Annotated in this window: 26 protein-coding genes; 19 read left to right on the top strand and 7 right to left on the bottom strand. The window is 67.8% G+C overall.

From position 1 onward, the window contains the following. Window positions 1–9: 9 nt before the first annotated feature. From ACFO5K_RS12500 to ACFO5K_RS12460, 9 genes are read left to right on the top strand one after another with little or no spacing between them, the layout of a single operon-like run. Window positions 10–888: a phage tail protein gene (locus ACFO5K_RS12500; protein ID WP_378560769.1), complete on the top strand. Its 879-nt coding sequence runs from the start codon at window positions 10–12 to the stop codon at window positions 886–888. Beyond that, window positions 885–2,552 carry a Gp37-like protein gene (locus tag ACFO5K_RS12495; RefSeq protein ID WP_378560766.1) on the top strand — a complete coding sequence of 556 codons (1,668 nt, stop codon included), beginning with the start codon at window positions 885–887 and terminating at the stop codon, window positions 2,550–2,552. Before ACFO5K_RS12500 ends, ACFO5K_RS12495 begins: the two co-directional genes overlap by 4 nt. Before the next feature lie 27 nt (window positions 2,553–2,579). Continuing rightward, entirely contained in the window at window positions 2,580–2,996 is a 417-nt protein-coding gene (locus ACFO5K_RS12490) for a phage gene 29 protein family protein (RefSeq protein WP_378560763.1), read from the top strand. Beyond that, window positions 2,993–4,540 carry a hypothetical protein gene (locus ACFO5K_RS12485; protein ID WP_378560760.1) on the top strand — a complete coding sequence of 516 codons (1,548 nt, stop codon included), beginning with the start codon at window positions 2,993–2,995 and terminating at the stop codon, window positions 4,538–4,540. The genes ACFO5K_RS12490 and ACFO5K_RS12485 overlap by 4 nt, the downstream gene beginning before the upstream one ends. Next, the gene (locus ACFO5K_RS12480; protein WP_378560757.1) at window positions 4,537–6,183 is read left to right on the top strand and encodes a hypothetical protein; all 1,647 of its coding nucleotides are present in this window, start codon (window positions 4,537–4,539) and stop codon (window positions 6,181–6,183) included. Before ACFO5K_RS12485 ends, ACFO5K_RS12480 begins: the two co-directional genes overlap by 4 nt. Next, window positions 6,180–6,371, top strand: a complete 192-nt coding sequence (locus tag ACFO5K_RS12475; protein ID WP_378560754.1) for a hypothetical protein — start codon at window positions 6,180–6,182, stop codon at window positions 6,369–6,371. The genes ACFO5K_RS12480 and ACFO5K_RS12475 overlap by 4 nt, the downstream gene beginning before the upstream one ends. Before the next feature lie 2 nt (window positions 6,372–6,373). Beyond that, window positions 6,374–6,703, top strand: coding sequence for an LtfC-like domain-containing protein (locus ACFO5K_RS12470; RefSeq protein WP_378560751.1), 330 nt, complete (start codon window positions 6,374–6,376; stop codon window positions 6,701–6,703). Window positions 6,704–6,757: 54 nt separating this feature from the next. Further along, window positions 6,758–7,120, top strand: coding sequence for a phage tail fiber protein (locus tag ACFO5K_RS12465; protein ID WP_378560748.1), 363 nt, complete (start codon window positions 6,758–6,760; stop codon window positions 7,118–7,120). A 16-nt stretch (window positions 7,121–7,136) separates the two neighbouring features. Continuing rightward, window positions 7,137–8,336: a hypothetical protein gene (locus ACFO5K_RS12460; RefSeq protein WP_378560745.1), complete on the top strand. Its 1,200-nt coding sequence runs from the start codon at window positions 7,137–7,139 to the stop codon at window positions 8,334–8,336. 120 nt (window positions 8,337–8,456) lie between these two features. Here the strand turns inward: ACFO5K_RS12460 and ilvD are convergent, their stop codons facing one another. Together ilvD and ACFO5K_RS12450 are read right to left on the bottom strand one after the other, a co-directional pair. Then, on the bottom strand, window positions 8,457–10,298 hold the full coding sequence (ilvD, locus tag ACFO5K_RS12455; RefSeq protein WP_378560742.1) for a dihydroxy-acid dehydratase: 1,842 nt from the start codon (window positions 10,296–10,298) through the stop codon (window positions 8,457–8,459). Between the two features lie 291 nt (window positions 10,299–10,589). Further along, the gene (locus ACFO5K_RS12450; RefSeq protein WP_378560739.1) at window positions 10,590–11,441 is read right to left on the bottom strand and encodes a PH domain-containing protein; all 852 of its coding nucleotides are present in this window, start codon (window positions 11,439–11,441) and stop codon (window positions 10,590–10,592) included. A gap of 306 nt (window positions 11,442–11,747) precedes the next feature. On the opposite strand from ACFO5K_RS12450, the gene ACFO5K_RS12445 reads away from it, so the two are divergent. The 8 genes from ACFO5K_RS12445 (at window position 11,748) to ACFO5K_RS12410 (ending at window position 19,880) form a co-directional block, all read left to right on the top strand. Further along, entirely contained in the window at window positions 11,748–13,706 is a 1,959-nt protein-coding gene (locus tag ACFO5K_RS12445; RefSeq protein ID WP_378560736.1) for an acetolactate synthase large subunit, read from the top strand. Next, entirely contained in the window at window positions 13,703–14,206 is a 504-nt protein-coding gene (gene ilvN, locus ACFO5K_RS12440; RefSeq protein WP_189024559.1) for an acetolactate synthase small subunit, read from the top strand. The genes ACFO5K_RS12445 and ilvN overlap by 4 nt, the downstream gene beginning before the upstream one ends. A gap of 74 nt (window positions 14,207–14,280) precedes the next feature. Continuing rightward, window positions 14,281–15,282: a ketol-acid reductoisomerase gene (ilvC, locus tag ACFO5K_RS12435; protein ID WP_378563768.1), complete on the top strand. Its 1,002-nt coding sequence runs from the start codon at window positions 14,281–14,283 to the stop codon at window positions 15,280–15,282. Between the two features lie 73 nt (window positions 15,283–15,355). Further along, on the top strand, window positions 15,356–15,556 hold the full coding sequence (locus ACFO5K_RS12430) for a hypothetical protein (RefSeq protein WP_378560731.1): 201 nt from the start codon (window positions 15,356–15,358) through the stop codon (window positions 15,554–15,556). Then, entirely contained in the window at window positions 15,553–16,137 is a 585-nt protein-coding gene (locus tag ACFO5K_RS12425) for a nucleotidyl transferase AbiEii/AbiGii toxin family protein (RefSeq protein ID WP_378560728.1), read from the top strand. The genes ACFO5K_RS12430 and ACFO5K_RS12425 overlap by 4 nt, the downstream gene beginning before the upstream one ends. An 85-nt stretch (window positions 16,138–16,222) precedes the next feature. Beyond that, window positions 16,223–17,587, top strand: coding sequence for a DUF2252 domain-containing protein (locus ACFO5K_RS12420; RefSeq protein WP_378560725.1), 1,365 nt, complete (start codon window positions 16,223–16,225; stop codon window positions 17,585–17,587). A 44-nt stretch (window positions 17,588–17,631) separates the two neighbouring features. After that, window positions 17,632–18,525, top strand: coding sequence for an AAA family ATPase (locus tag ACFO5K_RS12415; RefSeq protein ID WP_378560722.1), 894 nt, complete (start codon window positions 17,632–17,634; stop codon window positions 18,523–18,525). Further along, the gene (locus ACFO5K_RS12410) at window positions 18,522–19,880 is read left to right on the top strand and encodes a vWA domain-containing protein (RefSeq protein ID WP_378560719.1); all 1,359 of its coding nucleotides are present in this window, start codon (window positions 18,522–18,524) and stop codon (window positions 19,878–19,880) included. The genes ACFO5K_RS12415 and ACFO5K_RS12410 overlap by 4 nt, the downstream gene beginning before the upstream one ends. Window positions 19,881–20,033: 153 nt before the next feature. Here ACFO5K_RS12410 and ACFO5K_RS12405 read toward each other — a convergent pair whose 3' ends face one another. Together ACFO5K_RS12405 and ACFO5K_RS12400 are read right to left on the bottom strand one after the other, a co-directional pair. Continuing rightward, complete coding sequence (locus ACFO5K_RS12405) at window positions 20,034–20,483, bottom strand: nitroreductase family deazaflavin-dependent oxidoreductase (protein ID WP_378560716.1); 450 nt, start codon at window positions 20,481–20,483, stop codon at window positions 20,034–20,036. A 28-nt stretch (window positions 20,484–20,511) separates the two neighbouring features. Continuing rightward, window positions 20,512–20,967 (bottom strand): carboxymuconolactone decarboxylase family protein, encoded by a 456-nt coding sequence (locus tag ACFO5K_RS12400; protein WP_378560713.1) that lies wholly within the window; start codon window positions 20,965–20,967, stop codon window positions 20,512–20,514. A 177-nt stretch (window positions 20,968–21,144) separates the two neighbouring features. On the opposite strand from ACFO5K_RS12400, the gene ACFO5K_RS12395 reads away from it, so the two are divergent. Continuing rightward, window positions 21,145–23,619, top strand: coding sequence for a helix-turn-helix domain-containing protein (locus ACFO5K_RS12395; RefSeq protein ID WP_378560710.1), 2,475 nt, complete (start codon window positions 21,145–21,147; stop codon window positions 23,617–23,619). On the opposite strand, the gene ACFO5K_RS12390 is transcribed toward ACFO5K_RS12395, so the two are convergent. Further along, window positions 23,620–24,144: a DinB family protein gene (locus tag ACFO5K_RS12390; protein WP_378560707.1), complete on the bottom strand. Its 525-nt coding sequence runs from the start codon at window positions 24,142–24,144 to the stop codon at window positions 23,620–23,622. Window positions 24,145–24,231: 87 nt separating this feature from the next. Between ACFO5K_RS12390 and ACFO5K_RS12385 the strand changes: the two genes are divergently transcribed. Beyond that, window positions 24,232–25,188: a helix-turn-helix transcriptional regulator gene (locus ACFO5K_RS12385; RefSeq protein WP_378560704.1), complete on the top strand. Its 957-nt coding sequence runs from the start codon at window positions 24,232–24,234 to the stop codon at window positions 25,186–25,188. Between the two features lie 77 nt (window positions 25,189–25,265). Here ACFO5K_RS12385 and ACFO5K_RS12380 read toward each other — a convergent pair whose 3' ends face one another. Both ACFO5K_RS12380 and ACFO5K_RS12375 read right to left on the bottom strand, forming a co-directional pair. Next, the gene (locus ACFO5K_RS12380; protein ID WP_378560701.1) at window positions 25,266–26,537 is read right to left on the bottom strand and encodes a hypothetical protein; all 1,272 of its coding nucleotides are present in this window, start codon (window positions 26,535–26,537) and stop codon (window positions 25,266–25,268) included. Then, on the bottom strand, window positions 26,534–26,941 hold the full coding sequence (locus ACFO5K_RS12375) for a hypothetical protein (protein WP_378560698.1): 408 nt from the start codon (window positions 26,939–26,941) through the stop codon (window positions 26,534–26,536). Before ACFO5K_RS12375 ends, ACFO5K_RS12380 begins: the two co-directional genes overlap by 4 nt. Window positions 26,942–26,991 lie beyond the last annotated feature (50 nt).

Genomic DNA, 26,991 nt, shown 5'->3' with positions numbered 1-26,991 from the left:
GATGAGATCGTGGCCGAAGCCGCATTGATCGAAGTAGAAGGTGTCGACGGGTCCTGGTGGACGCTGTCCGGCGCCGGACAAGGAACCGAAGGCGTCGAGCTGGGTACGACCCCGGTCGGACTCTACGACGCCCCGGTGACCACGATCTGGAACTCGTCGGCGTTCCAGATCGGCGCCAGCTACGGCGGCGCCAATTGGCTCAAGCGCGACGTCGTGTTCGGGGTGAACATCTTTGAAACCGACTCGGCTACTTGGGAAGCGGTGGATTCCGCGTGGCGCAAGGCGTGGGCCTACGACCGCGACACCAAACTGACCGTGACGACCGAGTACGGATCGCGCAGTCTGCATCTGCGGTTGGCCCAGCAGCCGGACTTCAAGTCGGCCAAGGACCCGCATCTGAAGCGGTGGGGTCAGGTCACCATGACCTGCACGGCCGGTCTCCCGTGGTGGGTGGAGGAAGACGTGACCGCATCCGCGGTCTCGACCACCGACACCACCGGCGCCGGCGCATCGGAGACGATGTGGCTGCCGGTGTCGAATCCGACCGATCAACCGTTGTGGCTGAAATGGGTGGTGACCGCGCCGGGTACCTGGACCCTGCCGGACTTCTCCTGGGCCGATGACGAGAACGAGGATCGGGTGATCACCCTGCCGGTACTCGCGGCGGGGCAGGACGCGACCGTCGACACCGATCCGATGGAGGAGATGATCGTCGCCGCCGACCGCAGCTCGCTGTGGGCGCGGATGAACGGCGTGCTGTTCTTGCACCCGGTGCCCGCGTGGACGCCGGAGACCCTGGTCCCGGTGACGGTGCGCGGTGCGACGCCGGGTGCGGCGGTTCAGGTGCGCTGCCCGCGGAACTGGTCGCGGCCGTGGGGTCTGCAATGAGTGCCGACCTCGAAGCGGTCTACCGCAATGCGGTGCGGGTGCGTCGGGCCCGTAAGGACAAGCGGATCGAACCGCCACTGGTGCGGCTGTGGGACGGCGACTGGAACCTGCGCGGTATCTGCCGCGCGGAGATCGCCGCCGACTTCACCTGGCTGCTCAACGAATCCGGTACCGGGCAGCTGGTTCTCCCGGCCGATCACTATCTGGCCGAATGGGTGATGGACGCTTCGGCGCGCAGCACCCAGAACGTCCACATCACCGTCGACAAGGACGGGGCACGGTGGAGCGGCCGGATGAAGACGGCGACGCTGCGCAAGGCCGAAACGGGGCTGCAGACAGTGGTCCTGCAGTTCATGCACGACTACGAGGAGCTGAAATGGATCCAGGCGTGGAGCAATCCGTTCCTGCCTGCGATCTTCCAGTTCCCGCGGGTGTTCATGCTGGCCGGCCCCTCGATCTGGTGCCTGAAGCTGGCGCTGTTCCTCAACGTGCTGCGCAAGGAAGCCAGCCTGTGGGCGTTGCCGGACGATCCGCTCGACCCGGGGCAGTGGTTCGACCTGGATCAATCGAACTGGTCGATGGTGGTGGCGCCGAGCGACTTCGGGACCGACACCTCGATCTGGACCGTGCTCTCGTCCAGGTGGAAGACCTGGCACGAGATGGCGCAGGGCACCCTCGAGGACGCTCAGCTCATGGTCACCTGCCGCCGCTATCTGGACGGTGACCCACCACCCTGGCCGGGCGCGCAGTTGCGGCACGGGTGCCTGGTGTTCGACATCGTCGACAAGTCCGGGTACTTCAGCGGGACCTCGGAGGGCGGCACCGCGCTGGACGGGCTGGTCCACACGGTCCAGCAGTTCGTCGGCGACTTCGAGGAGCAGGAGCCGAACATCCTGCCCGACCCGAACGCCCCCGAGGAATATCACGAACCGGGCTGGCTCGGCACCAGGCCGTCCAATCCGTGGGTCGTGTACCGCGAGTCGGAGTACACCGGTATCCAGACCTCCGAGTTCACCATCTCGCCGGCCACCGCCGTGCAGATCAACGCGGGCGGCCACAGCATGCCCGGGGTGAACGAGGTGATCTCCGCGGTCGTCCAGATGGTCGGCAACCTCACCTCCACGGTGACGCTGAGCATTCCCGGCATCGGCGGTGCCGGGGTGAGCCTGCCACCGCTGGGCGGACCACTGGACGCCTTCCTCAAACCGCTCTACGAGGACACGGTGCTGGCCTGGATGTCGTTCAAATCGCCGCTGCGCCCGCCGAAGACGGGCTGGTCGCACTATTTCGAGTACTTCCAGTCCGGCGCCGACAAGGCATACACGTTGTCCTCGCTGGTCGCGATCCGGGCCGGCCTGTGGGCGACGCGCGGGTTCACCTCGCACAAGGTCACCGTCGCCGACGGCGCCCCGTATCTGATCGGGGAGAACGGTCGCGGTCATTTCTTCCTCGGCGACCGGATCGGTGCCACCGTCGCTGGTCTGCCGAAGGGGCAGATCTTCGTCGAGCAGGTGACCGAGCTGAACATGTCCTGGTCGCGGGGCGTCACCCCGGCCTGGCACGTCACCATCGGCACCGACAAGGCCCGGGAAGACCCGGTGGCCAAGGCGCTGCGCCATGTCCAATCCATCATGGGCGACCTGCAACAGCTGGGCGTCATGTGAGTCGTCACCCCTGAAACGGAAGAGATCATGCCGCTTCCCCTGCAACATCAATGCAATCCGAACGACCCCGAAGAAGCCTTCCTGTGGGCGCTGATCGGCCTGCCCGGCCCGCGGAACGGACCGCTCCTGGTCCCGCAGCAGGTGCTCGGAAAGTGGTCGAAACACCTGTGGGAGCTGGGTTTCCGCCATCATCCGGAGGAACAGGCTCTCGAATACCATCCGGCCGACCCGGCCGGCGAGCACTGGCTCGCCCAGTCGGGCAACTGGGTGCCGGTGGGCACCCCGCGACCGGTGCGGGAATCGGTACCCACCATCCGGGACCTGCCGGTGGACGCCCGCCGGGAACTGGTCCGGCAACTGCGGGAGGCCGGCGACCTGGCCGAACCGGCGCCGGACCGGACGGATGGCGCACATGCGGGCACCACCATTGACGGCACGCCATGACCAGCCCCGACCAGATCGTGCCGGAGGGCGCTCACACCGGTGGTACCGGGATCCCGCAGCCGACCGAGGACGCCGCTCGGTCGGCGATGGCCGCGCCCATCGTTCGCTCGTTCTCGAATGTCGCGATCAACTTCGGCGCGGTGATCGAGGCCGGGGTCAAGGACTTCCTGGCCGACCTGTGCGATGCGATCACCGGCGCGACAGGCGGATTCGTCGATCTGAGCGGCTGGGCCCGCACCTTGCGCGCCGACGCCGATGAGGCCATCAACGATTCCGTCACCGCCAAGCAGACCGCCTCCGGTGCGCAATCGGCGGCCGACAACCAGACGGTGATCCTGGAGGCCACCAACTCCAAAGTGCAGGTGGTGATCGACGGTTTGCCGGTCAAGCCGTACTGGGAGACGATGAACCTCACCGAGGAATCCTCGTTCCCCCGCACGCTGCTCGACCGCTGCGTGCGCGCGATCTCGGTCTCGGGTTCGGTGGTCTCGGTGCAGTACGACCCGGCCTTCGTGCCGCCGGCGAACACGCTGACCGGCGCGTTCATCCGGTGCCTGTACAGCGGCGGCCGCAAGGTGGTGAGCTACACCCCGGCCCAGGTGTCCTCGCCCTGTGCGTTGCATCTGGTGGTCGGGCGGATGCTGCCCTCGGGTGACGTCCGGATCGAATGGGTTTCGCCGGACCAGACCCCGGAGATCACGAACAACCCGGCCGAGCGCACGGTCGAGCTGCCCACCGAACTGGTCTTCGAGCAAGGGGAGACCGCCTTCGTCGGTGTGCACCAGCTCGGCTCGGGTAACCGGCGTCCGCTACACGGGATCGAGGCCGCGAACATCCCCCGGCCGCCGACGGTGTGGCCCCCGCAGCTCAACGCCGAGTTCGCGGCCTCGGCACCACTGGTGGCGGGTACGAACCTGGCTGCGGGCGCATTGGATTTCGGCTCTCGGCGCATTCCCTACGTCTCGTTCGGCAAGTCCTCGGTCACCGGCGAGCCGGTGCCGTTGCGCTTCTACGAAGATTTCGAATCGGGGATGCCGACGGCGATGGTGCGGAGCTCGGCCCGCTACGCGACCGTGTCCGGTGGCGTGTTCGTGGTCTCCGGACTCGACGACGGCATCCGCCGCTACCTGTACGGGCAGACGCTGAACTATGACGACCAACTCGTGTCCGGCCGGATCCGAGAGCCCAGCATCCAATATGCCCGTCTGCTGATCCGCTCCAACGCGGCGAACACCGACTACGTGACGCTGTCGGTGAACAGCAGTGACATCGGCATCTACCGCTGGACCGGGGGATCGTCGACGACACTGGCCGTTTTGGCCACCACGGTCGCTGACAACGACCAGTTCCGGATCCGCGCCGAGGGCAACGTGTTCTCCGTGGAACGGCCGGTGGACGGCGAGTGGGTGGTGGTACTGAGCCACACCGATGTCGATGACGTCATTCCGCGTGGCTCCAGCTACCGATACACCGGGCTCGGCGTCACCCGCCAATCCTGGACGAACAGTGGTGGTTGGGGCGACTGGAAGGCGGAAGACCTGTGACCAGCCCCGACCACCAGCTACCCGATGGCGCCTACGGTCCGGTGCCGCAGGGCAACTCCCTTGCCGGGTTGTCCTCGGTGAATCAGCGCCAGATCGAGGAGCGGGTGCGCGCTCAGGTGGTGCGCAGTTTCGTCGCGATTCCGGTCAACCTCGCCACGGCGGTCCGGGTCGGCCTGCACGAGTTCGCCGCCGACTTCTGCGAAGCGGTCACCGGATTCACCGGTGGTCTGGTGAATCTGCAGGGCTGGGCCGGGGTGCTGCGCGAGAAGGCCGCCGAGGCCCGGGCATCGGCCGGCGATTCACAGCGGGTGGCCGACCTGGCCGAACGGCTGGTCACCGAGAGCGGTGACGGGTTGGCGGCGACGAATTCCCGGGTGCAGGTGGTGATCGACGGCCTGCCGATCAGCCCCTACTGGGCGGCGATGAACCTCGCCGAGGAATCCTCGATTCCGCGGGCATTGCTGACCCGCAAGGCTTGGGACCTCGTCTACGGAACCAAAGCCGGATACACCGCCTACACCTATACCTACGTCGCCTACTACGACAGCAACGGGCTGCCGGTCTATTCGGCGCAGACGTTCTCCGTCCGCTGGACCCCGGTGCACACTCCACCCGCGAATGCGCTGGCCGGCGCATATATCCGGGCCAGGTTCGATGGCGGCCGGCAGATCGTCACCTACATGGTCGACGCGGCGCCGGGTGATCCGTGTGCGCTGTACGTGGTGGTGGGCCGGGTCTTGGAATCCGGTGACATCCGGATCGAATGGGTGTCCGGTGACCAGACCCCGCTCATCACGAACTCCCGGTTCGAGCACTCCGTCGAGATGCCCGTCGACCTCGTCTTCGAGGTCGGCGAGTCGGTGTTCGTCGGCGTGCATCAGTGTGGTCCGGGCGCGGTGCGCCCGCTGTTGGGCATCCCCGCCACCGAGTTGCCGCGCCCCGCGACCGCTCAGCCGGCCCGGGCCGCGGCCACGTTCCCGGCGGCCACCCCACCGGCGGTGGGGGAGACGCTGGCCGAGACCGCACTCGACTTCAGCTCCGGCGACATTCCCTACGTGGGTTTGAGCAAGAAGCTGCTCAGCGGCGACCCGCCGAAGCTGATCCGGTACGAAGGGTTCGACCGCGGCGTGATCCCCACCGCGTTCGCCCGGATGACGGCGTTGCCCGCGTGGGTCGCCGGTGGCGTGTTCGTGGTCTCCGGCGGATCGGACGGCATACGCCGGTACCTGTACGCCAAGTCGATGAACTACGACGACCACATGGTCACCGGCCGCGTCATCGACCCCACCGTGCGCCACGCCTGGCTGATGCTGCGATCCGGCCCCGACAACCGTGAGTTCGTCTCGCTGAACGTGGTGCAGAACGCGATCGGGATCTACCGGTTCTCCGGCGGCACCTGGACCCAGTTGTCCGCAGGCGAGACCACGGTGAACAGCGGTGATGTGTTGCGCCTCAGAGCAACCGGAAATGTCTACCTCGCGCAGCGCCGGATCGCCGGTGACTGGGTGGACGTAGTCACCTATATCGATGCCGACGGCATCTTGCCCAGCGGCCGGGCGCACCGATACGCGGGACTCGGAAACGAACGGGTGTCGTGGGTGAACGGCGGCGGCTGGGACTTCTGGAAAGTAGAGGATCTATGAGCAAGTCAGTCGTAATCGCAGGAATCGACCTCGAATTGGAGGTGAACCAGCAAACTTTGCACGTGTCCACGGTGTCCGATGGAGTGCCGCGACGTCGCGGCAGTATCTTCCTCGGCACGCTGGACCCCGTCCCGGAACCGGTCTTCGTGGAACCGGATCCGGTCGCACCCGTCGACGAGGTGAGCTGATCATGGCCGCCGCGAAGCAACTGGGCCACGATCCCACGAACCTGACCCTGGTCCTGTCCAAAGGCGCCGACTTCGTCCACACCCTGACCCTTCCCGAAGGGTCGGCCTTCCCGGCCGGTAGCTCCGTGCGCATCGTCGTGGTCGACAACGGCGAGAACGAGATCGCGAACTGGCAGGCGGTGCTCACCGAGTCCGAAGCCCGTTTCGTGGTCCAGGCCGAGTTGGCCGACACCGTGCCCGCCGGCGCCAAGTACCGCCTCTACGTCTCCTATCCGACCACCCCCAGCACCGAATACCTCTGGTTCTTCGGCGCGGTCCGCCGCAAGCAGTAAGTAACCGCTGCGGCGCCCTCATCTCATTTCGTATCTCCCAGAAGGATTTTCATCATGGCTATCACTGTGTCCGCAACCCGGCAGGTCCTCGCCGACGCCTACAAGACCATCGCCGGCTCGAATGTCGCCTTCATCAGTGTCCACACCGCCGACCCGGGGACCACCGGTGCCAATGAGGCCGCCGGCGGCACCCCCGCTTACGAACGGAAGCAGACCACCTGGACCTCCGGCACCGGCGGTGTGATCACCGGCGCCCAGGTCACCATCGATCTGCCCGCCGACACCTACACCCACGTGGGTCTGTGGAAGAGCGCCACCGGCGGTGAGAGCGACTTCATCGACAAGGTCGCGATCAGCTCCACCACCCTGGGCGCCCAGGGGCAGCTGCTGATCACCCCCACCTTCACCCAGTCCTGAGAAAAGGGGAATCAGCATGGCCACGCAACAGATCTGGACGCGCGCCGTGCCGCCCTCGCAACCGGCCTCGGCCGTGACTCGACCGGTGTCACCGGTCGACCAGGTTACGTTGCCGACCCCCGGATTTTCTCACCTCGAAGTCGACGTACCGGTGATCGAGCCGTATTCGGTGGCCTCGTTCGGTGGTGCGGGCAGCGTGGCCGCCGTCGTCGACGCAGCGCGAGCTACCGGAGTGGCCCGAACCGCTGGTGAGGGCAGGCTCTTCGCCTCGAAGTCGTGGCGGTCGACGGTACCTCTGCCCGGGTCGGGCGTCGGATCACCCGTTGCCGCGGTGGCGATCCGATCCGGTGGCGCCGTGGTGGCGGCCCCGTTCGCCGCCGTCGGTGGTGCCTCCGGTGCCGTCGATCTCGGCACCACCGGTGCAGGTATCGCGGTCGGCACGGCCGAGGTCGCGTTCGAAGTGGTAGCTGCGACGTCGGCGTTGTTCCGCGGCACCGGCCGCTACTCCGGGCTGGCTCCGGAGAGCGCGCTCGGCATGGCCGAAGGCACCGCGACCGCGGAGGTCGCCGCAGTCGGCCCGGTGGTCCGGCCGGCGGCCTTCGCCGGTTCCGCGGTGTCCGGGGCCGGCGCCGGACAGCGGCCACCGACATCGGCGAACGGCACTCTGTCTGTCCGGGTGGGAAACCCAGCCGGGGCGACGGGCGCCGGAGCGGTGTCGGTCGATCAGGAACCTCGTGCGGCCGCCGCGGCTGCCGCGGCCGGTGCCGGAACGCTGGAGGTCGCCTACCACACCGCGTTCAGCCCGTCCGGCATGATCAAGGACGGCAGCTGGCCCGGCATCACGACCACGTGGACCACGGTCCCGGGCTGGGCCGCGGATACCGTGGGCTTCCCGGGCACCACACTGTCCGGCGACGGCCTGGTTGTTGTCACGGGCTCGGTCGGCGCCGACATCTCCGCCGCGGCGGTGTTCACCGCCAGCAGCATCTTCGCGGTGGACGTGACGTTGCGGCTGCTGGTGGATGGTGTGGTCGTGGCAACCGGATCAGTCCAGGAAGTGCCCGGAAACGGAGCAGCCACGGCGACGGTGTCGACATCGCTCGACCTGAGTACCGGTGCCGTTGTCACTGTGCAGGCTGTGAGCGATCAGTCGTTTTCGGCGTACAACCCGTCTCTGGATCCCGGGGCCGGCACCTACGTGCGGGTGACCCGCTGACCACGACCAGTTCCCCGTCCGTACCAGTTTCCGGCTTTGTCGGTGATCACACCGAGCTACGTAAACCGCCGGCCCCGAGTCCTGTTCGGACTCGAGGCCGGCGGTTTTCGTCGTTTCGCGTCAGGGCACCTGGCGGACCGCACCCTTGTCGGCCGACGTCGCCAGCGCCGCATAAGCGCGCAGAGCGGTGGTGACAGTGCGATCGCGGTTCACCGGCTGCCACGGACGCTCGGAGGCTTCCATCTTCGCGCGACGTTCGGCGAGAACCTCGTCGGCGACCAGCACCTCCAGCGCACGGGTGTGCACGTCGATGCGGATGCGGTCGCCGTTCTCGATCAGGCCGATCACGCCACCGGAGGCGGCTTCGGGGGAGACGTGGCCGATCGACAGGCCCGAGGTGCCGCCGGAGAAGCGGCCGTCGGTGATCAGGGCGCACACCTTGCCCAGGCCCAGGCCCTTGAGGAACGAAGTGGGGTGCAGCATTTCCTGCATGCCGGGACCACCCGCGGGGCCTTCGTAGCGCACGACCACCACATCGCCGGGCTGGATCTTCTTGCCCAGGATCATCGACACCGCCTCCTCCTGCGACTCGACCACCACGGCCGGGCCCTCGAAGGTGAACAGTTCTTCGTCGATGCCCGCGGTCTTGAGGATCGCGCCGTCGGGGGCGATGTTGCCGCGCAGCACGCACAGTCCGCCTTCGACGGTGTAGGCGTGTTCGACGTCGCGGATGCAGCCACCGGCGGCGTCGGTGTCGAGCGAGGACCAGCGGTTGCTGGTGGAGAACGGTTCCACGGTGCGCACCCCACCGGGGGCGGCGTGGAACAGTTCCAGCGCTTCCTCGGAAGTCTTGCCGGAGCGGATGTCCCAGGTGTCGAGGAACTCCTCGTAGTTCGTGGTGTGCACGGTGCTCACGTCCAGCTCCAGCAGACCACCGCGCCGCAATTCGCCCAGGATGGCGGGGATGCCACCGGCGCGGTGCACGTCTTCCATGTGGTAATCGGAGTTGGGCGAGACCTTCGACAGGCACGGCACCCGGCGGCTGATCTCATCGATGGTCTGCAGATCGAAGTCGATCTCGCCCTCCTGGGCGGCGGCGAGGGTGTGCAGCACCGTGTTGGTGGATCCGCCCATCGCCACGTCGAGCGCCATCGCGTTGCGGAACGCCTTGGCATTGGCCACGTTTCGGGGCAGCACCGAAGCGTCTTCGTCCTGGTACCAGCGCTTGGCGATGTCGACGATCACCGTGCCGGCGCGCTCGAACAGCGCGCGCCGCGCGGAGTGGGTGGCCAGGGTGGAACCGTTGCCCGGCAGCGCGAGGCCCAGCGCCTCGGTCAGGCAGTTCATCGAGTTCGCGGTGAACATGCCCGAACACGAACCGCAGGTCGGGCACGCGGACCGCTCGACCTCGTCGAGCCCCTCGTCGGACACGGCCTGGTTCGCGCTCGCCGAGATGGCGCTGACCAGATCCAGCGGCGCCTGCGCGACACCGTCGACGATCACGGCTTTACCGGCCTCCATCGGCCCGCCGGAGACGAACACGGCCGGGATGTTGAGGCGCATCGCGGCATTGAGCATGCCGGGGGTGATCTTGTCGCAGTTGGAGATACACACCAGCGCGTCGGCGGTGTGCGCGTTGGCCATGTACTCGACCGAGTCGGCGATGATCTCGCGCGAGGGCAGCGAGTAGAGCATGCCGCCGTGGCCCATGGCGATACCGTCGTCGACGGCGATGGTGTGGAACTCACGCGGCACGCCACCGGCGGCACGCACGCCCTCGGCGACGATCTCACCCATGTTCTTCAGGTGCACGTGGCCCGGAACGAACTGCGTGTAGGAGTTCGCGATCGCCACGATCGGCTTACCGAAATCGGAATCGGTCATGCCGGTCGCGCGCCAGAGCGAGCGCGCGCCCGCGGCATTGCGGCCGATGGTGGTGGTGCGTGAACGAAGCGGTGGCATGAGAATCCTCGTAATGTCGCTGGGTGCGCTCGAGCGTGCGCGCAGGGGGCTGACCTGCGCGGCACCGTGCACGTGCGCGGTGCGTCCGGCAACCGTGCACGTTACTCGGCGGGCGATGGGTCGCGTCGCGCCGGTGGGTGCACGGGGCTGGTGAAACCGGGGCTCGAGGCGGGAGTGTCGCTCCGGAGGGTGTCGCCGCGGTGGTGCCGTCGGCGCGGTGGTGCCCGGTCGCCGTCAGCTTACCGGTTCAACGGCTGTGGCGATCCCCTCGAGTGACCGAGCCGACGGTCACTACTCGGCGCCGGACTCCTTGGTCTTCGATCCGGTCTCGGTCTCGGACGCCGACTTCGCCTCGGATTCGGTCTCGGTCTCGGGCGCCGACTCGGCCTCGGATTCGGCCGCGGTCGCGGGCGCCGACTTGGTCTCGGTCTCGGTCTCGCGCGCCGCCTCCGCCTGGGCGCGCTCGGCGGCGAGGCGTTCGGCCTCGGCCTGCTCCGCGGCGGCGAACACATCGGGCAGTCGACCACCGGAGGCTTCGATCAGCTCGCGCAGCCGGTCGTAGCTCACCGCGGGCAGCTTCACTTCGGAGTCGTCGGTCAGCCGTGCCTTGACGTAACCGCGCTTCGGAATGCTGATGCCCTTGACCTGTGCCCAGTCGAGGTGGCGGGTGCGGCCGAACATCGTGCTCAGGTCCAGACCCGCGTCGGAGATCGTGGTGTGGGTGCGCACCACCCAGAGCACCGCGAGCACCGGTGCCAGCAGCAACCACCACAGCAGGGCCGGCCAGCCGACGAACGGGAAGAACACGCAGAACGCCAGCACCAGCACACCGATGTAGGCCAGGCGCGGTACGCCGATCACGTGCAGACCGGGGGTCGGGGTGTTCGTCCGGCGGGGGATCAGCAGCCAGACGATCACCGCGGTCGGCACGATGAGGCCGATCCGCACCCCGAGTGAGGTGTCCTGCACGGTGCCGACCACGACGAAGGTCAGGTACGCCAGTACCACGATGCCGATCGCCGCGAGCCGTCCCGGACTGGCCGCGCGCAGGCCGCCGGGTCGGCGACGGCGACCCGTATCGGTTCCCTCGTCGGTGGTGTGGGACGATTTAGCCGGTGGCACGGACTGATGCGGTGATGACACCCCCCTATCCTCGCATCTTGGTACACGGACCCACGCAACCACTCGAGTCCCACATAATGGGACACGGCGGGTAGCCTGTTTGACTCATCGGTCCACGCGCGCATAACGTCGTGTGTGTGAACCGAAACGAGTTGCTCGTACTCGGCCGGCGCGTCCAGCGTCGAGCCTGACTACCTGAGTCGAATACGTCAGCTCGCGTTGCGACGCGCCACCCTCGAACAGCATGCGCTGGTCGGGGGCTTTTTTGTGTTCCGGCGAATTCCGCGCCAGTCCGGAGTCAGAACAACACAGTGAGGAACGAAGACGGTGAGTGCTCCAACCGCACGACCCGGGCCATCGGCCCGCAGGTCAGCGCCTTCAACGGGACAGCCGAACCAGGCTGACAACCCGGCGGCCAACTCCACCCGGCGCCAGGTGGCGCCCGAGCGCGTCACCGGCGCGCAGTCGGTGGTCCGGTCGCTCGAGGAGCTCGACGTCGACACCGTATTCGGCATTCCCGGCGGCGCGGTGCTCCCGGTCTACGACCCGCTGTTCGATTCCGAGAAGGTCCGCCACGTGCTGGTGCGCCACGAACAGGGCGCCGGTCACGCGGCCACCGGGTACGCGCAGGCCTCGGGCAAAGTCGGTGTGTGCATGGCCACATCCGGTCCCGGCGCCACCAACCTGGTGACCCCGCTGGCCGACGCGCAGATGGATTCGGTCCCGATCGTGGCGATCACCGGACAGGTGGCGTCGAGCCTGGTCGGCACCGACGCGTTCCAGGAAGCCGACATCTCCGGCATCACCATGCCGATCACCAAGCACAACTTCCTGGTCAAGGACGCGGCCGAGATCCCGCGCATCCTGGCCGAGGCGTTCTACCTCGCCGCCTCCGGCCGCCCGGGCGCGGTGCTGGTCGACATCACCAAGGACGCCCTGCAGGCCCAGACCACGTTCTCGTGGCCGCCGGAGATGCGGCTGCCCGGCTACCGGCCGGTCACCAAACCGCACGGCAAGCAGGTGCGCGAAGCCGCCCGGATGATCATGGAAGCCAAGCGGCCGGTGCTCTACGTCGGTGGCGGTGTGATCAAGTCCGACGCCTCGCCCGAACTGCTCGAGCTGGCCGAACTGACCGGCATCCCGGTGGTCACCACCCTGATGGCGCGCGGCGCGTTCCCCGACAGCCACACCCTGAACATGGGCATGCCCGGTATGCACGGCACCGTCGGCGCGGTCGCGGCGCTGCAGAAGTCGGATCTGCTGATCACTCTCGGCGCCCGCTTCGACGACCGTGTTACCGGTCAGCTGGACTCCTTCGCTCCCGAAGCCAAGGTCATCCACGCCGACATCGACCCGGCCGAGATCGGCAAGAACCGCCACACCGACGTCCCGATCGTCGGCGACGCGCGTGAGGTGATCGCCGAGCTGATCGAGACCCTCAAAGCCGATCCGCAGACCGGTGCCGCCCCGCTGCTGACGCTCACCGAATGGTGGTCCTACCTCAGCGGTATCCGCGAGAACTACCCGCTGGGCTGGCAGACCCCCAGCGACGGTTCGCTGTCGCCGGAGTTCGTCATCGAGTCGCTGGGCCGCCTGGCCGGTCCCGACGCCGTGTACTGCGCCGGTGTCGGCCAGCACCAGATGTGGGCCGCGCAGTTCATCAAGTACGAGAAGCCGCGCACCTGGCTCAACTCCGGTGGCCTGGGCACCATGGGCTACGCCGTGCCCGCCGCGATGGGCGCGAAGATGGGCACCCCGGAGAAGGAAGTCTGGGCGGTCGACGGTGACGGTTGCTTCCAGATGACCAACCAGGAACTGGCCACCTGCGCCGTGGAGGGCGTGCCGATCAAGGTCGCGCTGATCAACAACGGCAACCTCGGCATGGTCCGTCAGTGGCAGACCCTGTTCTACGAACAGCGCTACTCCAACACCGATCTCGGCACGCACACCCTGCGCATCCCCGACTTCGTGAAGCTGGCCGAGGCGCTGGGCTGTGTCGGCATCCGGGTCGAGTCCGAAGACGAGGTCGAGGCCGCTATCCGGCAGGCGCAGGCGATCACCGACCGTCCGGTCGTGATCGACTTCATCGTCGGCAAGGACGCCCAGGTGTGGCCGATGGTCGCCGCGGGCACCAGCAACGACGAGATCATGTTCGCCCGTGGCATCCGCCCGCTCTTCGACGAGGACGAGGCGGTCGCGGAACCGGCCGTCATCCACGAGGCGATGGAACGCGAGCAGGGCGCATTCAACGAGCAGGACGCACCCCAGAAGGGTAATCAAGCATGAGTACCACCCACACGCTGAGCGTTCTCGTCGAGGACAAGCCGGGCGTGCTGGCGCGTGTCGCGAGCCTGTTCTCGCGCCGTGGCTTCAACATCGAATCCCTGGCCGTCGGTGGCACCGAGATCCCCGAGATCTCGCGGATGACCATCGTGGTCACCGTCGACGACCTGCCGCTCGAGCAGGTCACCAAGCAGCTCAACAAGCTGATCAACGTCATCAAGATCGTGGAGCAGGACGCCGACGCCTCGGTGGCCCGCGAACTGATCCTGGTGAAGGTGCGCGCCGACGCGTCGGTGCGCACACAGGTGATCGAGGCCGTGCAGTTGTTCCGCGCCAAGGTGATCGACGTCTCGCCCGACGCGCTCACCATCGAAGCGACCGGCACCCGTTCCAAGCTCGACGCGCTGCTGCGCATGGTCGAGCCCTTCGGGATTCGCGAGATCGTGCAGTCCGGTGTCGTGGCTGTGGGCCGCGGTCCGAAGTCCATCACCGCGACCCGCTGAACCGACCTCAGCGACCTCCGCGATAGCTTTTTCTTAACCATCACCAGAAGGGACCAACCAAAGTGGCAGTCGAGATGTTCTACGACGACGACGCTGACCTGTCGATCATCCAGGGCCGCAAGGTCGCCGTGATCGGCTACGGCAGCCAGGGCCACGCGCACTCACTGAGCCTGCGCGACTCCGGCGTCGACGTGCGTGTCGGCCTGGCCGAGGGCTCCAAGTCGCGCCCGAAGGCCGAAGAGGCCGGTCTGACCGTCGGCACCCCCGCCGAGGTCTCCGCGTGGGCCGACGTGATCATGGTGCTGGCCCCCGACACCGCCCAGGCGTCGATCTTCACCAACGACATCGAGCCCAACCTGAAGGACGGCGACGCGCTGTTCTTCGGCCACGGCCTCAACATCCACTTCGGTCTGATCAAGGCTCCGGCCAACGTGACCGTCGCGATGGTCGCGCCGAAGGGCCCCGGCCACCTGGTGCGCCGTCAGTTCGTCGACGGCAAGGGCGTGCCCGCCCTGATCGCCGTGGACCAGGACCCCAAGGGTGAGGGTCAGGCGCTGGCGCTGTCCTACGCCAAGGGCATCGGCGGCGCCCGCGCCGGCGTCATCAAGACCACCTTCAAGGAAGAGACCGAGACCGACCTCTTCGGTGAGCAGGCCGTGCTCTGCGGTGGCACCGAAGAACTGGTCAAGACCGGTTTCGAGGTCATGGTCGAGGCGGGCTACGCCCCCGAGATGGCCTACTTCGAGGTCCTGCACGAGCTGAAGCTGATCGTCGACCTGATGTACGAGGGCGGCATCGCGCGCATGAACTACTCGGTGTCCGACACCGCCGAGTTCGGCGGCTACCTGTCGGGCCCGCGCGTCATCGACGCAGGCACCAAGGAGCGCATGAAGGCGATCCTGGCCGACATCCAGGACGGCACCTTCGTCAAGCGCCTCGTCGCCAACGTCGAGGGCGGCAACAAGGAGCTCGAGGGCCTGCGCAAGGCCAACGCCGAGCACCCCATCGAGGTCACCGGCGCCAAGCTGCGCGGCCTGATGAGCTGGGTCGACCGCCCCATCACCGAAACCGCGTAAGTTCTTGACACCCGCAAAGGCCCGTTCGCCACGCGCGAGCGGGCCTTTCGGTGTTCTGACGTAACCTGACTGTGTGACGGAAGGAACGCCAGCGCAGCGGCTTCGCCTAGCCCTGGAGATGTCCGAATTCGGCGTGCAGATGTATCGCACGCGGATGCGTCGGATGTACCCCAGTGCATCGCAGTCCGAGCTCGACGACATGGTTGCTTCCTGGCTCATGTCCCGCTCCGGAGCCACGGACGCGGTCACCAGCCCATCGCGCCGGTTCGTGTGAACGCACTCGAATCCGCGCTGCGGCGCGCCCGCACAGACATCGACAAACTGGGTTACCGCTGGGCACTGGTAGGTGGGTTCGCGGTATCGGCTCGTTCGATTCCTCGTTTCACCCACGACATAGATCTCGCCGTCGCGGTCGCCGACGACGGTGACGCAGAAGCGCTGGTCCGCAGCATGTTCGACGCAGGCTACGTCATGTACGCGTCTGTGGAGCACGACAGCGGACGGCTCGCGACGATTCGCCTCCGCAGGAATTTCGGTGGTGTCCCGGTTCTGGTGGATCTGCTCTTCGCGAGTTCCGGAATAGAACCGGAGATCGCCGTTGGCGCCGAGGAGCTCGAGATCGTGCCCGACCTGAGTCTGCCCGTGGCGACGACAGGACACCTCATCGCCCTGAAGCTGCTTTCGCGTGATGACGATTCGAGGCCGCAAGATATCGCTGATCTACACGAGTTGCTCGCCGCCTCGACAGAGCAAGATATCGAAGTTGCTCGCGACGCGGTCCGACTCATCACGGAGCGCGGCTTTCATCGCGATCGCGACTTGATCGTCAGTCTCGAATCGCTTGTTGCTCGCTGACCTCCGTGCAAGCTCGGCGGTTTCGGTGGGAGGCGGGGCGGCGCGGAAGCTTGCTGTCGGGCGCTGTTGGCGGGAGGCTTGCTCGATGACGCGGGCGACGGTGCGGGGTTGTGAACGGGATGCGGCCGAACGGGGGAAGGCGGCTCGGCAGTCCGTGGGGCGCGCCGAGTTGGGGCAGTGGCGGCCCGGGCCGGATCGGGCGGATCCGGTGACGATGCTGGTGCGGCAGGGCCGGGGCCGGGTGCCCGAGTTGCTGCCGATCCGGTATGCGCGGATGGCGCAGTCGCCGTTCGCTTTTCTGCGTGGCGCGGCCGCGGTGATGGCGGCCGACCTGGCCGCGACTCCGAACACCGGGCTCACCGCGCAGCTGTGCGGTGATGCGCACCTGGCCAATTTCGGGCTGTACGCCTCCCCTGAACGCAATCTCGTCTTCGATGTCAACGATTTCGACGAGACGCTGCCCGGTCCGTTCGAGTGGGATGTCAAGCGCCTGGTCGCCAGCGTGGCGGTGGCAGCACGCGACAACGGTTGCACCGACGAGCAGGCCGGTACCGCGGTGGTGGCGGCCGCGCGGGCCTACCGCGAGACCGTCTCGGCGATGGCCGGGCTCGACAGCCTCGCCGTCTGGTACGACATGGTCGACGCCGACCAGGTGGCCGAGCTGGTGCGTAAACCCAAGCGCCGCAAGCAGGTCGAGAAGACCGTCGCCGGTGCCCGCAAACACACCAGCCTGCAGGCGCTGAGCAAACTCACCGAAACGGGTTCCGACGGCCGGCCGCGGATCAAGAATCAGCCGCCGCTGCTCGTGCCGATCGAACTTCGGGACGAGTCGGTGGTCGAGCAGGTTTTCGCCGATTACCGGCGCAGTCTGGCCGATGAGCGCCGGGTGTTGCTGGATCGCTACGAACTCGTCGATACCGGGATGAAGGTGGTGGGTGTGGGCAGCGTCGGCACCCGCTGCTTCATCGCCTTGCTGATGGACAAGGAATCGGGGGCGCCGCTGTTCATCCAGCTCAAGGAGGCGCTCACCTCGGTGCTGGCCGAGCATGCGCGGTCGAGCAGGTTCCGGCATCAGGGGCACCGGGTGGTGGCCGGTCAGCGACTGATGCAATCGGCCAGCGACATCTTCCTCGGCTGGGCCTCCGGTCCGGCGGGGCGCTTCTTCTACCTGCGGCAATTGCGCGATATGAAGGGTTCGGCCGATATCGACGCGATGAGCCACGCCGAACTGAGCCGCTACGCCGCGCTGTGCGGGTCGGTGCTGGCTCGCGCGCACGCCCGCTCGGGGGACCGGATTGCGCTGGCCGCCTATCTGGGCAGCGGCGACAAGTTCGATCGCGCGATGGGTGAGTTCGCCCTGGCCTACGCCGACCAGACGCTACTCGACCACCGCAGCCTGCTCGACGCGATCGAATCGGGCCGGGTCGAGGCGGCCGCCGACCCCTACTGAGCGCCGCGCCGCGCCCCTGAATCGCACGCCTATACTGGTTACCGATGAGTAACTTCTTTGCGTCGGTAGACCAGGTGACCGATCGGCTGAGCGCGGCCGACTACCTGCCCTCGACCGACATCGCGACCGCGGTCTTCCTGGCCGACCGCCTCGGCAAGCCGCTGCTGATCGAGGGCCCCGCCGGTGTCGGCAAGACCGAACTCGCCAAGGCCGTCGCCACCGCGGCGTCGGCCGAACTCATCCGGTTGCAGTGCTACGAGGGCATCGACGAGGCACGCGCCCTCTACGAGTGGAACCACGCCAAGCAGCTGCTGCGCATCACCGCCACCTCCGGACAGGGCTGGGACAGCACCCGCGAGCACGTGTTCACCGAGGAGTTCCTGCTGGCCCGCCCACTGCTGGCGGCGATCCGCAACCCCGACCCCACGGTGCTGCTGATCGACGAACTCGACAAGGCCGATGTGGAACTCGAGGGTCTGCTGCTGGAGGTGCTCGGCGACTTTCAGGTCTCGATCCCGGAGCTGGGCACCATCACCGCGGTACGCAAGCCCTTCGTCGTGCTCACCTCCAATGCCCACCGCGACCTGTCCGAGGCGCTGAAACGCCGCTGCCTGTACCTGCACATCGACTACCCATCGGCTGAACTCGAGCGCGAGATCGTGCGGTTGAAGGTGCCCGAGCTCGACGCGGCGCTGGCCGAACCGGTGGTGCGCACAGTGTCGGCACTGCGGCAGCTGCCGCTGCGCAAGGCCCCGTCGATCGCCGAAACCCTGGACTGGGCCAAGACTCTGGTCGCCTTGCGGGCCCGCGAACTGAGCTCCTCGGTGGTCCGCTCGACGTTGGGTGTGCTGCTGAAGTACCAGTCCGATCATCGGCTCGCCATCGAACGTCTCGCGCTCGACGACCCCGCGGACGAGCCCAGGCCGAGTCGCCGATGACTTCGCCCACCGACCAGCTCGTCGGCTTCGTGAGCCTGCTGCGCGAGCACGGTATCTTCGCCGGTCCCAGCGAAACCGTCGATGCCGCACAGGCGATCGTCGTGCTGGGCCACGACGACCCCGAACGGTTGCGTTCGGGTCTGGCCGCCTGTCTGCTGCGCCGCAACGGTCAGCGATCGGTGTTCGACCAGCTCTTCGACCTGTACTTCCGCGGTGTCTCGTTGCCACCCGCCCAACCGAGCGACGACCCGGAATCATTGCGCGAGCGACTGATCGCCACTCTCGTACAGGGCTCCGACACCGCCGAACTGGCCCGCGAAGCGCTCAACACCTTCGGCGCCTACGGCGGTGCGGGGGAGACCGCGGGACGCGTCACGCAGGCCTCGGGTGCGGGCTGGTCGTCCTACCTGACCATGAAATCGCTGCGCCCGGACGAGATCTCCGAGCAGGTCGCCGAAACCATGGGTGGCACCGGGCAGTTCGATACCGCGGTGCGCACCATCGAGGCGCGCCGCCGGGTCGACCGGTTCCGCACGGACGTGCAGACCGAGGCGCGCCTGCGGTCGGCGCAACTGCGCGGCACCGACTACATCGCCCGCCGCGGCGTCGAGAACGCCGCGGACCGCACCGATTTCCTGGGTGCCCGCGAACAGGATCTCGCCGAGATGCGCCGCCTGGTGCACCCGCTGGCTCGCAAACTCGCCACCCGGTTGGCGGTGCGCCGCAAGAAGGCGGTGCGCGGTCGGATCGATCTGCGCCGCACGCTGCGGCGTTCGATGGCCACCGGCGGGGTGCCCGTCGACCCGGTGCTGCGGGCCCGCAGGCACGGTCGCCCCGATCTCGTTGTGCTGGCTGATGTCTCGGGCTCGGTGACCGGCTTCGCCGAATTCACCCTGCAGTTGGTGCAGGCGTTGCAGGATCAGTTCAGCCGGGTCCGCAGTTTCGGTTTCGTCGACACCTGTGCCGAGATCACCCACCACTTCACCCCCGGTGAACCGCCACGTCCCGGTTTCGCGCAGGACATCGTCCGCGAAGGCGGCGTCGCCCGGTTCGGCTCCAGCAATTACGGAGAGGTCCTGCAGGGCTTCGTCGATCAGTACCTCGACGCGGTCGGGCCCCGCACCTGCGTGCTGATCCTCGGCGACGCCCGCACCAACCGCACCGACCCGAATCTCGCCGCGCTGGAAACGATCACGCAGCGGTCGAAGGCCACCTACTGGCTCAACCCGGAACCGTCGAGCTCATGGTCGACCGGTGATTCGGCCGCCGACGCCTACACCGAGGTCGTCACCATGCACGAGTGCCGCAATGTGCGCCAGCTCGCCGAGGTGATCGGCCGATTGCTGCCCGCTTGATCCGGCGGTACTTCGTGGTCCAGGCCCAACCGTGCGTTCGGCCGATGTGCGGTCATCGAGCTACTCGTACCGGCACATGCCGCTGACCAGTAGCCCTCTTCGGGGCTCGCCATCGTGTCCCACCAGGCGTCGGCTGTGCCGGGTGGTGCGGGATCACACCGTGGTCAGCCGCACGACCGAGTACTGGCGACCGGCTTTGGCCTGGTACTTGTCGTAGCGCGGTTGTGCGGCGGCGATCCGCTCCCAAGCCGCCGCCCGTTGCGCGCCCTCGAGCACATGCGGTGTCACCGCCACCGCGTCCGCGCCGGGCAGCTGAACGGTCGCCTCATCGGGTCGGCTCATCAGGTTGCGGAACCAGTCCGGATCACCGTCCTTGCCGCCGGAGGCCACCAGCAACCAGGAGCCGTCCCCATCGGGGAACCAGGAGATCGGGGTGTCGCGATGCCGGCCGGTGCGGCGCCCGACGGTGTGCAGGATCAGCACGTTCATACCCATGAACGTGCCCTTGCCGCCGCGGATCTTGCGGTTCATCCGCGCGTTCATCTTGTGCTGCATCCACCGCGAGAAACCGCCGTGGCTCGTGCTGGTTCGCTGCTTCGACATCGGAATTCCTTTCACCGGAGTTGGATTCTCAGCCCCAGGCGCCCGCGATCTGGCGGGTGGTCGCGTTGAGCCGGTTGAACATGTTGGCGATCCCGATCATCAGCACGATAGCGGCGAGTTGGCGCTCGTCGAAGTAGCTCGCCGCGTGGTCCCAGACCTCATCGGTGACGGCGTCGGCGCGGTCGGCCATCCGGGTGGCGGCCTCGGCCAGCTCCAGCGCGGCGCGCTCCTCGTCGCTGAAGTACGGCGCCTCGCGCCAGGCGACGACGGTGGCCAGGCGTTCCTCGCTGACACCCGCCTTGCGCGCGGACTTGGTGCCGGCGTCGACACAGGAGCTGCAGCCGTTGACCTGGCTGACGCGCAGGTGCACCAGCTCCAGGATCTCGGCTTCCACCCCGCCGGCCTTGATCGCCGTGAAGATCTCCTGGATGGGGCCCATCGCGCCGGACAGGATCATGGCGGGGTTCTGCATACGGGACTGCATGATGTTTCTCCTCGGTTTCGCTTGTTCTCCGCTGCTTGCGGTGTGTCTCCATCACAGCCCGGCGCGTGCGGGAAAACGAGGTCTGTGGGACACTCTGGGACAGCGGAAAACGGCTCTGACCTCTGGCTTGTCGGCGGGAAAATGGTCGTTGCGGACCGGGACACGGAGTGCGGAACAGTGGTGGTGCAACAGCGGGCGTACCCGCAGGACGAACTGGCGGCGCGGCTGCGCGCGATCCAGGAGCTGTCCGGGCGCGGGGTGCGGGCGCTGGCGCGTGACACCGGGCTGAGTTCGTCGTCGCTGTCGCGCTATCTCAACGGCCAGACGGTGCCGCCGTGGCCCGCCGTGCTGGAACTGTGCCGGTTGGTGAAGCGCGATCCGCGCCCGCTGCGCCCGCTGTGGGAGCGCGCGAACAACCCACTGCCCGCCCCACCCAAGACCAGCCGCCAGGTGGCCCCGCCACAGCTGCCCGCCGACGTTCCCGCCCCGCCGCGCAACGATCTGCCCCGCGACGTGCCCGACTTCACCGGCCGGGAACAGGCCATGGCCGAGGTGCTCGGCGCCGTGCGCACGCACCGGGTGGTGGCCATCGACGGCATGGCCGGTGTCGGCAAGTCGTCGCTGGCGGTGCACGCCGCCCACCAGCTGGCCGCCGAGTTCCCGGACGCCCAGCTCTACCTCGACCTGCACGGTTTCACCGACGGCCGCAGTCCCCTCGATCCCGACGCGGCCGTGCGCGCCCTGCTCGCGGCGCTGGGGGTGCCGTCGGAGCGGGTGCCCCAGGACGGCGGTGTAGAACTGCGCGCGGCGTGCTGGCGTTCGGAACTGGCCCGGTTGCGGGCGGTGATCGTGCTCGACAACGCCGCCGACGCCGCCCAGGTGAGCCAGTTGCTGCCGGGCGCGGGCGCATCGGTCGCCATCATCACCAGCCGCAACCGGCTGCTCGAACTCGACGAGGTGCCGCCGGTGACTCTCGACGTGCTCAGCGTCGAGGAGAGCGCCGAGTTGCTCGCCCGGGCCAGTGGCGATGCGCGCGGACCCGACGGCCGGCTGGCCAGAGAACCCGAACAGGCCGCGGAAGTGTTGCGTCTGTGCGGGAATCTGCCGCTCGCCTTGCGGCTGGCGGCGGCCAGATTGCGGCATCGGCCCGGTTGGTCGGTGGGCATCCTGGTCGAGCGGATGGCCGAGGGCGCAACGGAATTCGACACCGCGTTCGGGATGTCGGTGCGTCAGCTCGATCGCGACCGGCGCCGGTTGTTCCGGCTGCTGGGGCTGGTCCCCGGCTCCACCTTCACCGACCACGTCGCCGCGGCGGTGGCCGACATCCCGTTGCGGGTGGCGCGCGACATGCTCGAAGACCTGCTCGACGCCCACCTGGTGGAACAACCAGCCGAGGGGCGCTACCGACTGCACGACCTGGTTCGCAGGCACGCCCGGCAGGCCGGTGCCGAACACGACACCGCGGCCGACCGGGGGCGCGCCCTGCGCCGCATCCTCGACTACTACGTGCACGCCGCGGCCGCCGCCGACACCGCCATGCCGTTCTTGCCCCCGACCCGTCCCGTGTCGGCCGGAGCCGCGCCGAAAGCCGTGCCGCACTTCCCGAATCGCGATGCCGCTTTCTTCTGGTTCGTCAGCGAGTACACGAACCTGATGGCGGTGTTCGACACCGCCGTGGAGCTCGGCGCCAACGAGCACGTCTGCGAGCTGCCCCGCTTCCTGCGAACCTTCTTCGCCCGGCGCTGCGGCACCACCCACCTCAACGCCTTGTTCGAACAATCACTCAGTGCCGCACAGCAACTCGGCGACCCGCGCCGGCTCGCCGAAGCGCACAGCGATCTGGGATTCGCCCGCTACAACGCGGGCCGCATGGCCGAGGCGGCTGCCGCCTACGCCGCCGCGGCCGCCCTGGTCGCCGAGGCGGGCGACCCGTTGCCGCGCGCCGAGCTGACCATGCGCTGCGCCCAATTGCGCTGGGACGAAGGCGATGTCACCGAACCGCTCGAACTGTTCCGCCAGGCTCACGACCTGTACGCCCGCGGTGGCTGCCCGATGAGCGCCGCCGATGCTCTCGCGGGCGAGGCCTGGGCGACGCTGCAACTGGGCAAACGCACCGAGGCGGCGAACCTGGCCAGACGAGCCCTCACCGCCCCCGCCGACGAACCGGGCCGGCCGCCCTCGTTGCTGGCCCAGATCACCCTCGGCGTCGCGATCGCCCCCGACGAACCCGTCGCCGCCCTGGAATATCTGGACAGTGCCTTGGCGCTGGCCCGCGCCGACGGTCACAAACACAACGAGGCCTGGTGCCTGAACTGTCGCGGTGTCGCGCTGCGCGAGATGGGCCGCTACGACGCGGCCCTCGACAGCCACCGCGCGGCCTTCGCCCTCCTCGACGACCTGTTCGAACCGCACTGGAAGATCCACTTCCTCAACGGCTACGCCGAGACCTGCCGACTGGCAGGGCTTTCCGGCGACGCACTGCGGCTGTACAACGAAACCCTCGACCTGGCACCGCGACTCGGTTACCGGTTCGAGCAGGCCAGGGCCAACCAGGGCATCGCCGATCTGCTCGACGACACCGATCCGGCTGCCGCGCGAGGGCATCGCGCGGCAGCCGACGCCCTCACCACCGAGATCACCTCGCCTGCTTGATCAGCCCATCGACTTGGCGCCGTCCAAGGACTCGCGGATGATATCGGCGTGTCCGGCGTGCTGGGCTGTCTCGGACGCGATGTGCATGAAGGTGCGACGCGCGGTCCAGCGCACGCCCGGCTCGAACCACGGCGCCTCCGGCAGCAGTTGACTCGCGTTCAGGTCCGGCAGCGTCCGCACCAGTTCGTCGGTGCGCGCCGCCACCCGCTCGTACTCGGCCAGCACACCCTCGAGGGTGTCCTCGGGCAGCATCCGGAAGATCTCGCCCCACTTCGCCATCTGCTCCTCGGTCATCGAGGAGAAGTCCGGGCCCTTGGCGGGTCCGTCGACGATGAACCCCGCCCAGTTCGCCTCCACCGCGCTCACATGCTTGATCAGCCCGCCCAGGCACAGCTCGCTCGCGGTGGTGCGCAGCCCGGCCTGCTCGTCGGTGAGGTCGCGCACGGTGTGGCGCAGGAAGTAGCGGTGCTGGGCCAGCACCTCGAGGATGTCGGTGCGTTCGGTGTCGAGCAGGGTCTCGGTCATCAGTGCATCCTTCGCTTGTCGGTGTGAATCCCAAGGTAGAACCAATTGTGGCCAGTTTCCGTCCGCAATAGCGCGATAATCGAGAACATGGCCGATACGAGCGCGCGCACCCTCCGACTGCTGTCGTTGCTGCAGACCAACCGCTTCTGGCCGGGCACGGAACTCGCTGAGCGACTGGTTGTTTCGCCACGCACCCTGCGCCGCGACATCGACCGCCTGCGCGACCTCGGCTACCCCGTGCACGCCCGCCCCGGTGTCGACGGCGGCTACCAGCTCGCCGCCGGCGCCGCGCTGCCCCCGCTGGTCCTCGACGACGAGGAAGCCGTCGCCATCACCGTCTGCCTGCAAGCCGGTTCACAGAGCGCCGGCGACGGCCTCGCCGAACCGTCGTTGCGCGCGCTGGGCAAACTGGTCACCGTCCTGCCCACCCGGCTGCGCCGCCGCGTCGACGCCCTACGCGCCATGACCGTCTCCTCCGGGTGGAGCGCCGTGCCACTGTCGGACCTCGACCCCGCCGTCCTCACCGACCTGGCCCTCACCTGCCGCGGCGAAGAACGCCTCACCTTCACCTACACCGCCGCCGACGGCCGGACCAGCACCCGCGAAGTGGAACCCCACCGCCTGGTCTCCCACGGCCGCCGCTGGTACCTGGTGGCCTACGACCTCACCCGCCACGACTGGCGCACCTTCCGCGTAGACCGCCTCACCGCCTCCCACGCCACCGGCGCCCGCTTCCGCCCCCGCACCCTCCCCGCCCCCGACGCCGCCACCTTCGTCCGCGAAGCCATCGGCGCCCGCCGCCCCGGCTACACCGTCACCGCCGAAATAGCGGCCCCCACCGAACACGTCCACACCCGCGTCGGCCGCTGGTGCACCGTCACCGCTCTCCCCGACGACCGCACCCACATAGAACTCACCGTCGACAGCCTCGACTGGCCGGTCTTCCTCCTGGGCAAGGTAGAAGCCGACTTTCGCGTACTCGGCCCGCCGGAACTCGTCGCTCAGCTGCGGGAGTGGGGGACGCGGTTCACTCGCGCCACGTGAAAGCGGCGGTGGTCAACGACGCAGGGCCTTCCATACCACCGAATGTCGCTCGACGATGTCAGACGTATCGGCTCCGCTCACGCCCGATACCGCTGCATCCGCCGCCGTTCGAAGAACAACTGGTCCACCGCCACCGGTTCGACCATCGCCGTGATCTCGGCCAGCCTGCTGTCGTACTGGTGCTCGGTGATGCACCGATGCAGTCGTGCCCGCCGTTCCGGTTCCAGCGCGCCCCACACCGCACCGAACCGGCCGCGGGCCTCCGTCCCCGCGACCGCTACCAGGTCGAGCAGCTCAGGCCAGCAACCGGTTTCGGTGGCCCGTGCGGGCAGCTCCGCCACCGCGGAGTCCGACAACGTGGCAAGCGCGAACCCCACCTCGCCCCGCACCCGGTCGTTCATGCGCGGGATGAGCGTGAACAGCCCACGCCAGCTCTCGGCCGATGACTGCCCCTCCAACGCGGTAACCAGCCCGACTCCGACCTCCGGCTCGTCGAACACCGCATTCCCGACCAATGTCCACAGCGCGACCGGAGTGAGATGCCCGGCCATGGTGAGGAATTCGGGCACGGCTCCTACCCGCAGCGCGTTGCGCATCAGATTGGCGACAGCACCGGGTGGCGCGTTTCCGAACAACACATCACCCACCCGCCCGATCACATCATCGGCGCACCGCGAGAACACCGACAGCGCAGCATGTTGCAGACTCGGCGGCCCGGCCAACACTGTCTGCGCCATCCGCGGCACCCGCCGGTGCGGCCCGTCGAGCAGCTGCCGCACAACTGCACTGAGCACAGCACCGTCATAGGAGTACGCGGCAGAGTAGATCAATCCCGCGTCATCGCGTACCCCAGCCTCGACAGCGGCAATCAATTCCGTTGTGACACACGACAGGAATGGCCCCGCCGTCACATAGTCCCGCCGCCGCAACAGCTCGTTGACAATCGCTACCACCGGCCCCGCGGACGCCCGCTCCGCCAGCTGCGCGATAGCCCGCGGATCCAGATACGGCGCACAATCAGCCGCGTACCCAGGATCGAGCAACCCCAACGTCTCCGCGGCCTTCCCCGGATGCTCAACGCCCACCGCCCCCGCGGCCCGCCCGGTCATCATCGGCGGAACCAGCTTCTGCACCAACGGAATAGAAACTGTCAACGGAACAAACGGCACCAACGCACTGATCCGCCGAAACGTCACCGCATGCTGATCGAACAACACCCCCGACACCTGCTCCTGCAACTCGTGCAACCGGGCAGCCCCCAGATACCGCAGATGATGCACCCGCTGCGGGTGCACATGCAACGTCCGAGCCAGCAGAATCAACTGCGCCCGCGTCGTCAGATCACTCATCGCCCACCGAACATGATCCGCTTCGCCACCCCACGCAGAGCACGAGGCAGAGCCCCCACCATCGAGTCGATCGCCTTGTCCAAGGTGGCGGCTTCGAAGGTGCTTGCCGCTCTGATCAGGTTGAACAGGTCGCGGGCTTCGTCGACCGGAAGGCGTTGCAACGCGGGCATCCCGGCTGTTACGTCGGCTTCATACTCGCTTCGGATAGACATCAAGGCCCCCAGATGCACAGTGCTTGCCCTTAGGATGCGGCCATCTTTCGACTGAGCATGCTGCTTTTTCGAATATCTGTGCGCAGCTATGAAAGTGAAACGAAAAATATGTGTGAAGCAACGTTCACGGGCAGTCTGAATCCGGCAATGGACGCGCAGCGCCGGTGTGACCACGAGTAGTGCAGCCTTCATGACACGGATTGTGCCCGCGAATAGACAGTTCCGCTGGAACGAGCGGTTAC

Source organism: Nocardia halotolerans (genome assembly GCF_042650145.1).
GTDB lineage: Bacteria > Actinomycetota > Actinomycetes > Mycobacteriales > Mycobacteriaceae > Nocardia > Nocardia halotolerans.
This window is presented reverse-complemented; position numbering and strand designations above follow the sequence as displayed.

What these genes read in the sequence shown, in the direction of transcription:
- ACFO5K_RS12495 (WP_378560766.1), top strand. Translation starts at nt 885, where the DNA reads ATGAGTGCCGACCTCGAAGCGGTCTACCGCAATGCGGTGCGGGTGCGT.
- ACFO5K_RS12490 (WP_378560763.1), top strand. Translation starts at nt 2,580, where the DNA reads ATGCCGCTTCCCCTGCAACATCAATGCAATCCGAACGACCCCGAAGAA.
- ACFO5K_RS12485 (WP_378560760.1), top strand. Translation starts at nt 2,993, where the DNA reads ATGACCAGCCCCGACCAGATCGTGCCGGAGGGCGCTCACACCGGTGGT.
- ACFO5K_RS12475 (WP_378560754.1), top strand. Translation starts at nt 6,180, where the DNA reads ATGAGCAAGTCAGTCGTAATCGCAGGAATCGACCTCGAATTGGAGGTG.
- ACFO5K_RS12470 (WP_378560751.1), top strand. Translation starts at nt 6,374, where the DNA reads ATGGCCGCCGCGAAGCAACTGGGCCACGATCCCACGAACCTGACCCTG.
- ACFO5K_RS12465 (WP_378560748.1), top strand. Translation starts at nt 6,758, where the DNA reads ATGGCTATCACTGTGTCCGCAACCCGGCAGGTCCTCGCCGACGCCTAC.
- ACFO5K_RS12460 (WP_378560745.1), top strand. Translation starts at nt 7,137, where the DNA reads ATGGCCACGCAACAGATCTGGACGCGCGCCGTGCCGCCCTCGCAACCG.
- ilvD (WP_378560742.1), bottom strand. Translation starts at nt 10,298, where the DNA reads ATGCCACCGCTTCGTTCACGCACCACCACCATCGGCCGCAATGCCGCG.
- ilvN (WP_189024559.1), top strand. Translation starts at nt 13,703, where the DNA reads ATGAGTACCACCCACACGCTGAGCGTTCTCGTCGAGGACAAGCCGGGC.
- ilvC (WP_378563768.1), top strand. Translation starts at nt 14,281, where the DNA reads ATGTTCTACGACGACGACGCTGACCTGTCGATCATCCAGGGCCGCAAG.
- ACFO5K_RS12420 (WP_378560725.1), top strand. Translation starts at nt 16,223, where the DNA reads ATGACGCGGGCGACGGTGCGGGGTTGTGAACGGGATGCGGCCGAACGG.
- ACFO5K_RS12415 (WP_378560722.1), top strand. Translation starts at nt 17,632, where the DNA reads ATGAGTAACTTCTTTGCGTCGGTAGACCAGGTGACCGATCGGCTGAGC.
- ACFO5K_RS12410 (WP_378560719.1), top strand. Translation starts at nt 18,522, where the DNA reads ATGACTTCGCCCACCGACCAGCTCGTCGGCTTCGTGAGCCTGCTGCGC.
- ACFO5K_RS12405 (WP_378560716.1), bottom strand. Translation starts at nt 20,483, where the DNA reads ATGTCGAAGCAGCGAACCAGCACGAGCCACGGCGGTTTCTCGCGGTGG.
- ACFO5K_RS12400 (WP_378560713.1), bottom strand. Translation starts at nt 20,967, where the DNA reads ATGCAGTCCCGTATGCAGAACCCCGCCATGATCCTGTCCGGCGCGATG.
- ACFO5K_RS12390 (WP_378560707.1), bottom strand. Translation starts at nt 24,144, where the DNA reads ATGACCGAGACCCTGCTCGACACCGAACGCACCGACATCCTCGAGGTG.
- ACFO5K_RS12385 (WP_378560704.1), top strand. Translation starts at nt 24,232, where the DNA reads ATGGCCGATACGAGCGCGCGCACCCTCCGACTGCTGTCGTTGCTGCAG.
- ACFO5K_RS12380 (WP_378560701.1), bottom strand. Translation starts at nt 26,537, where the DNA reads ATGAGTGATCTGACGACGCGGGCGCAGTTGATTCTGCTGGCTCGGACG.
- ACFO5K_RS12375 (WP_378560698.1), bottom strand. Translation starts at nt 26,941, where the DNA reads ATGAAGGCTGCACTACTCGTGGTCACACCGGCGCTGCGCGTCCATTGC.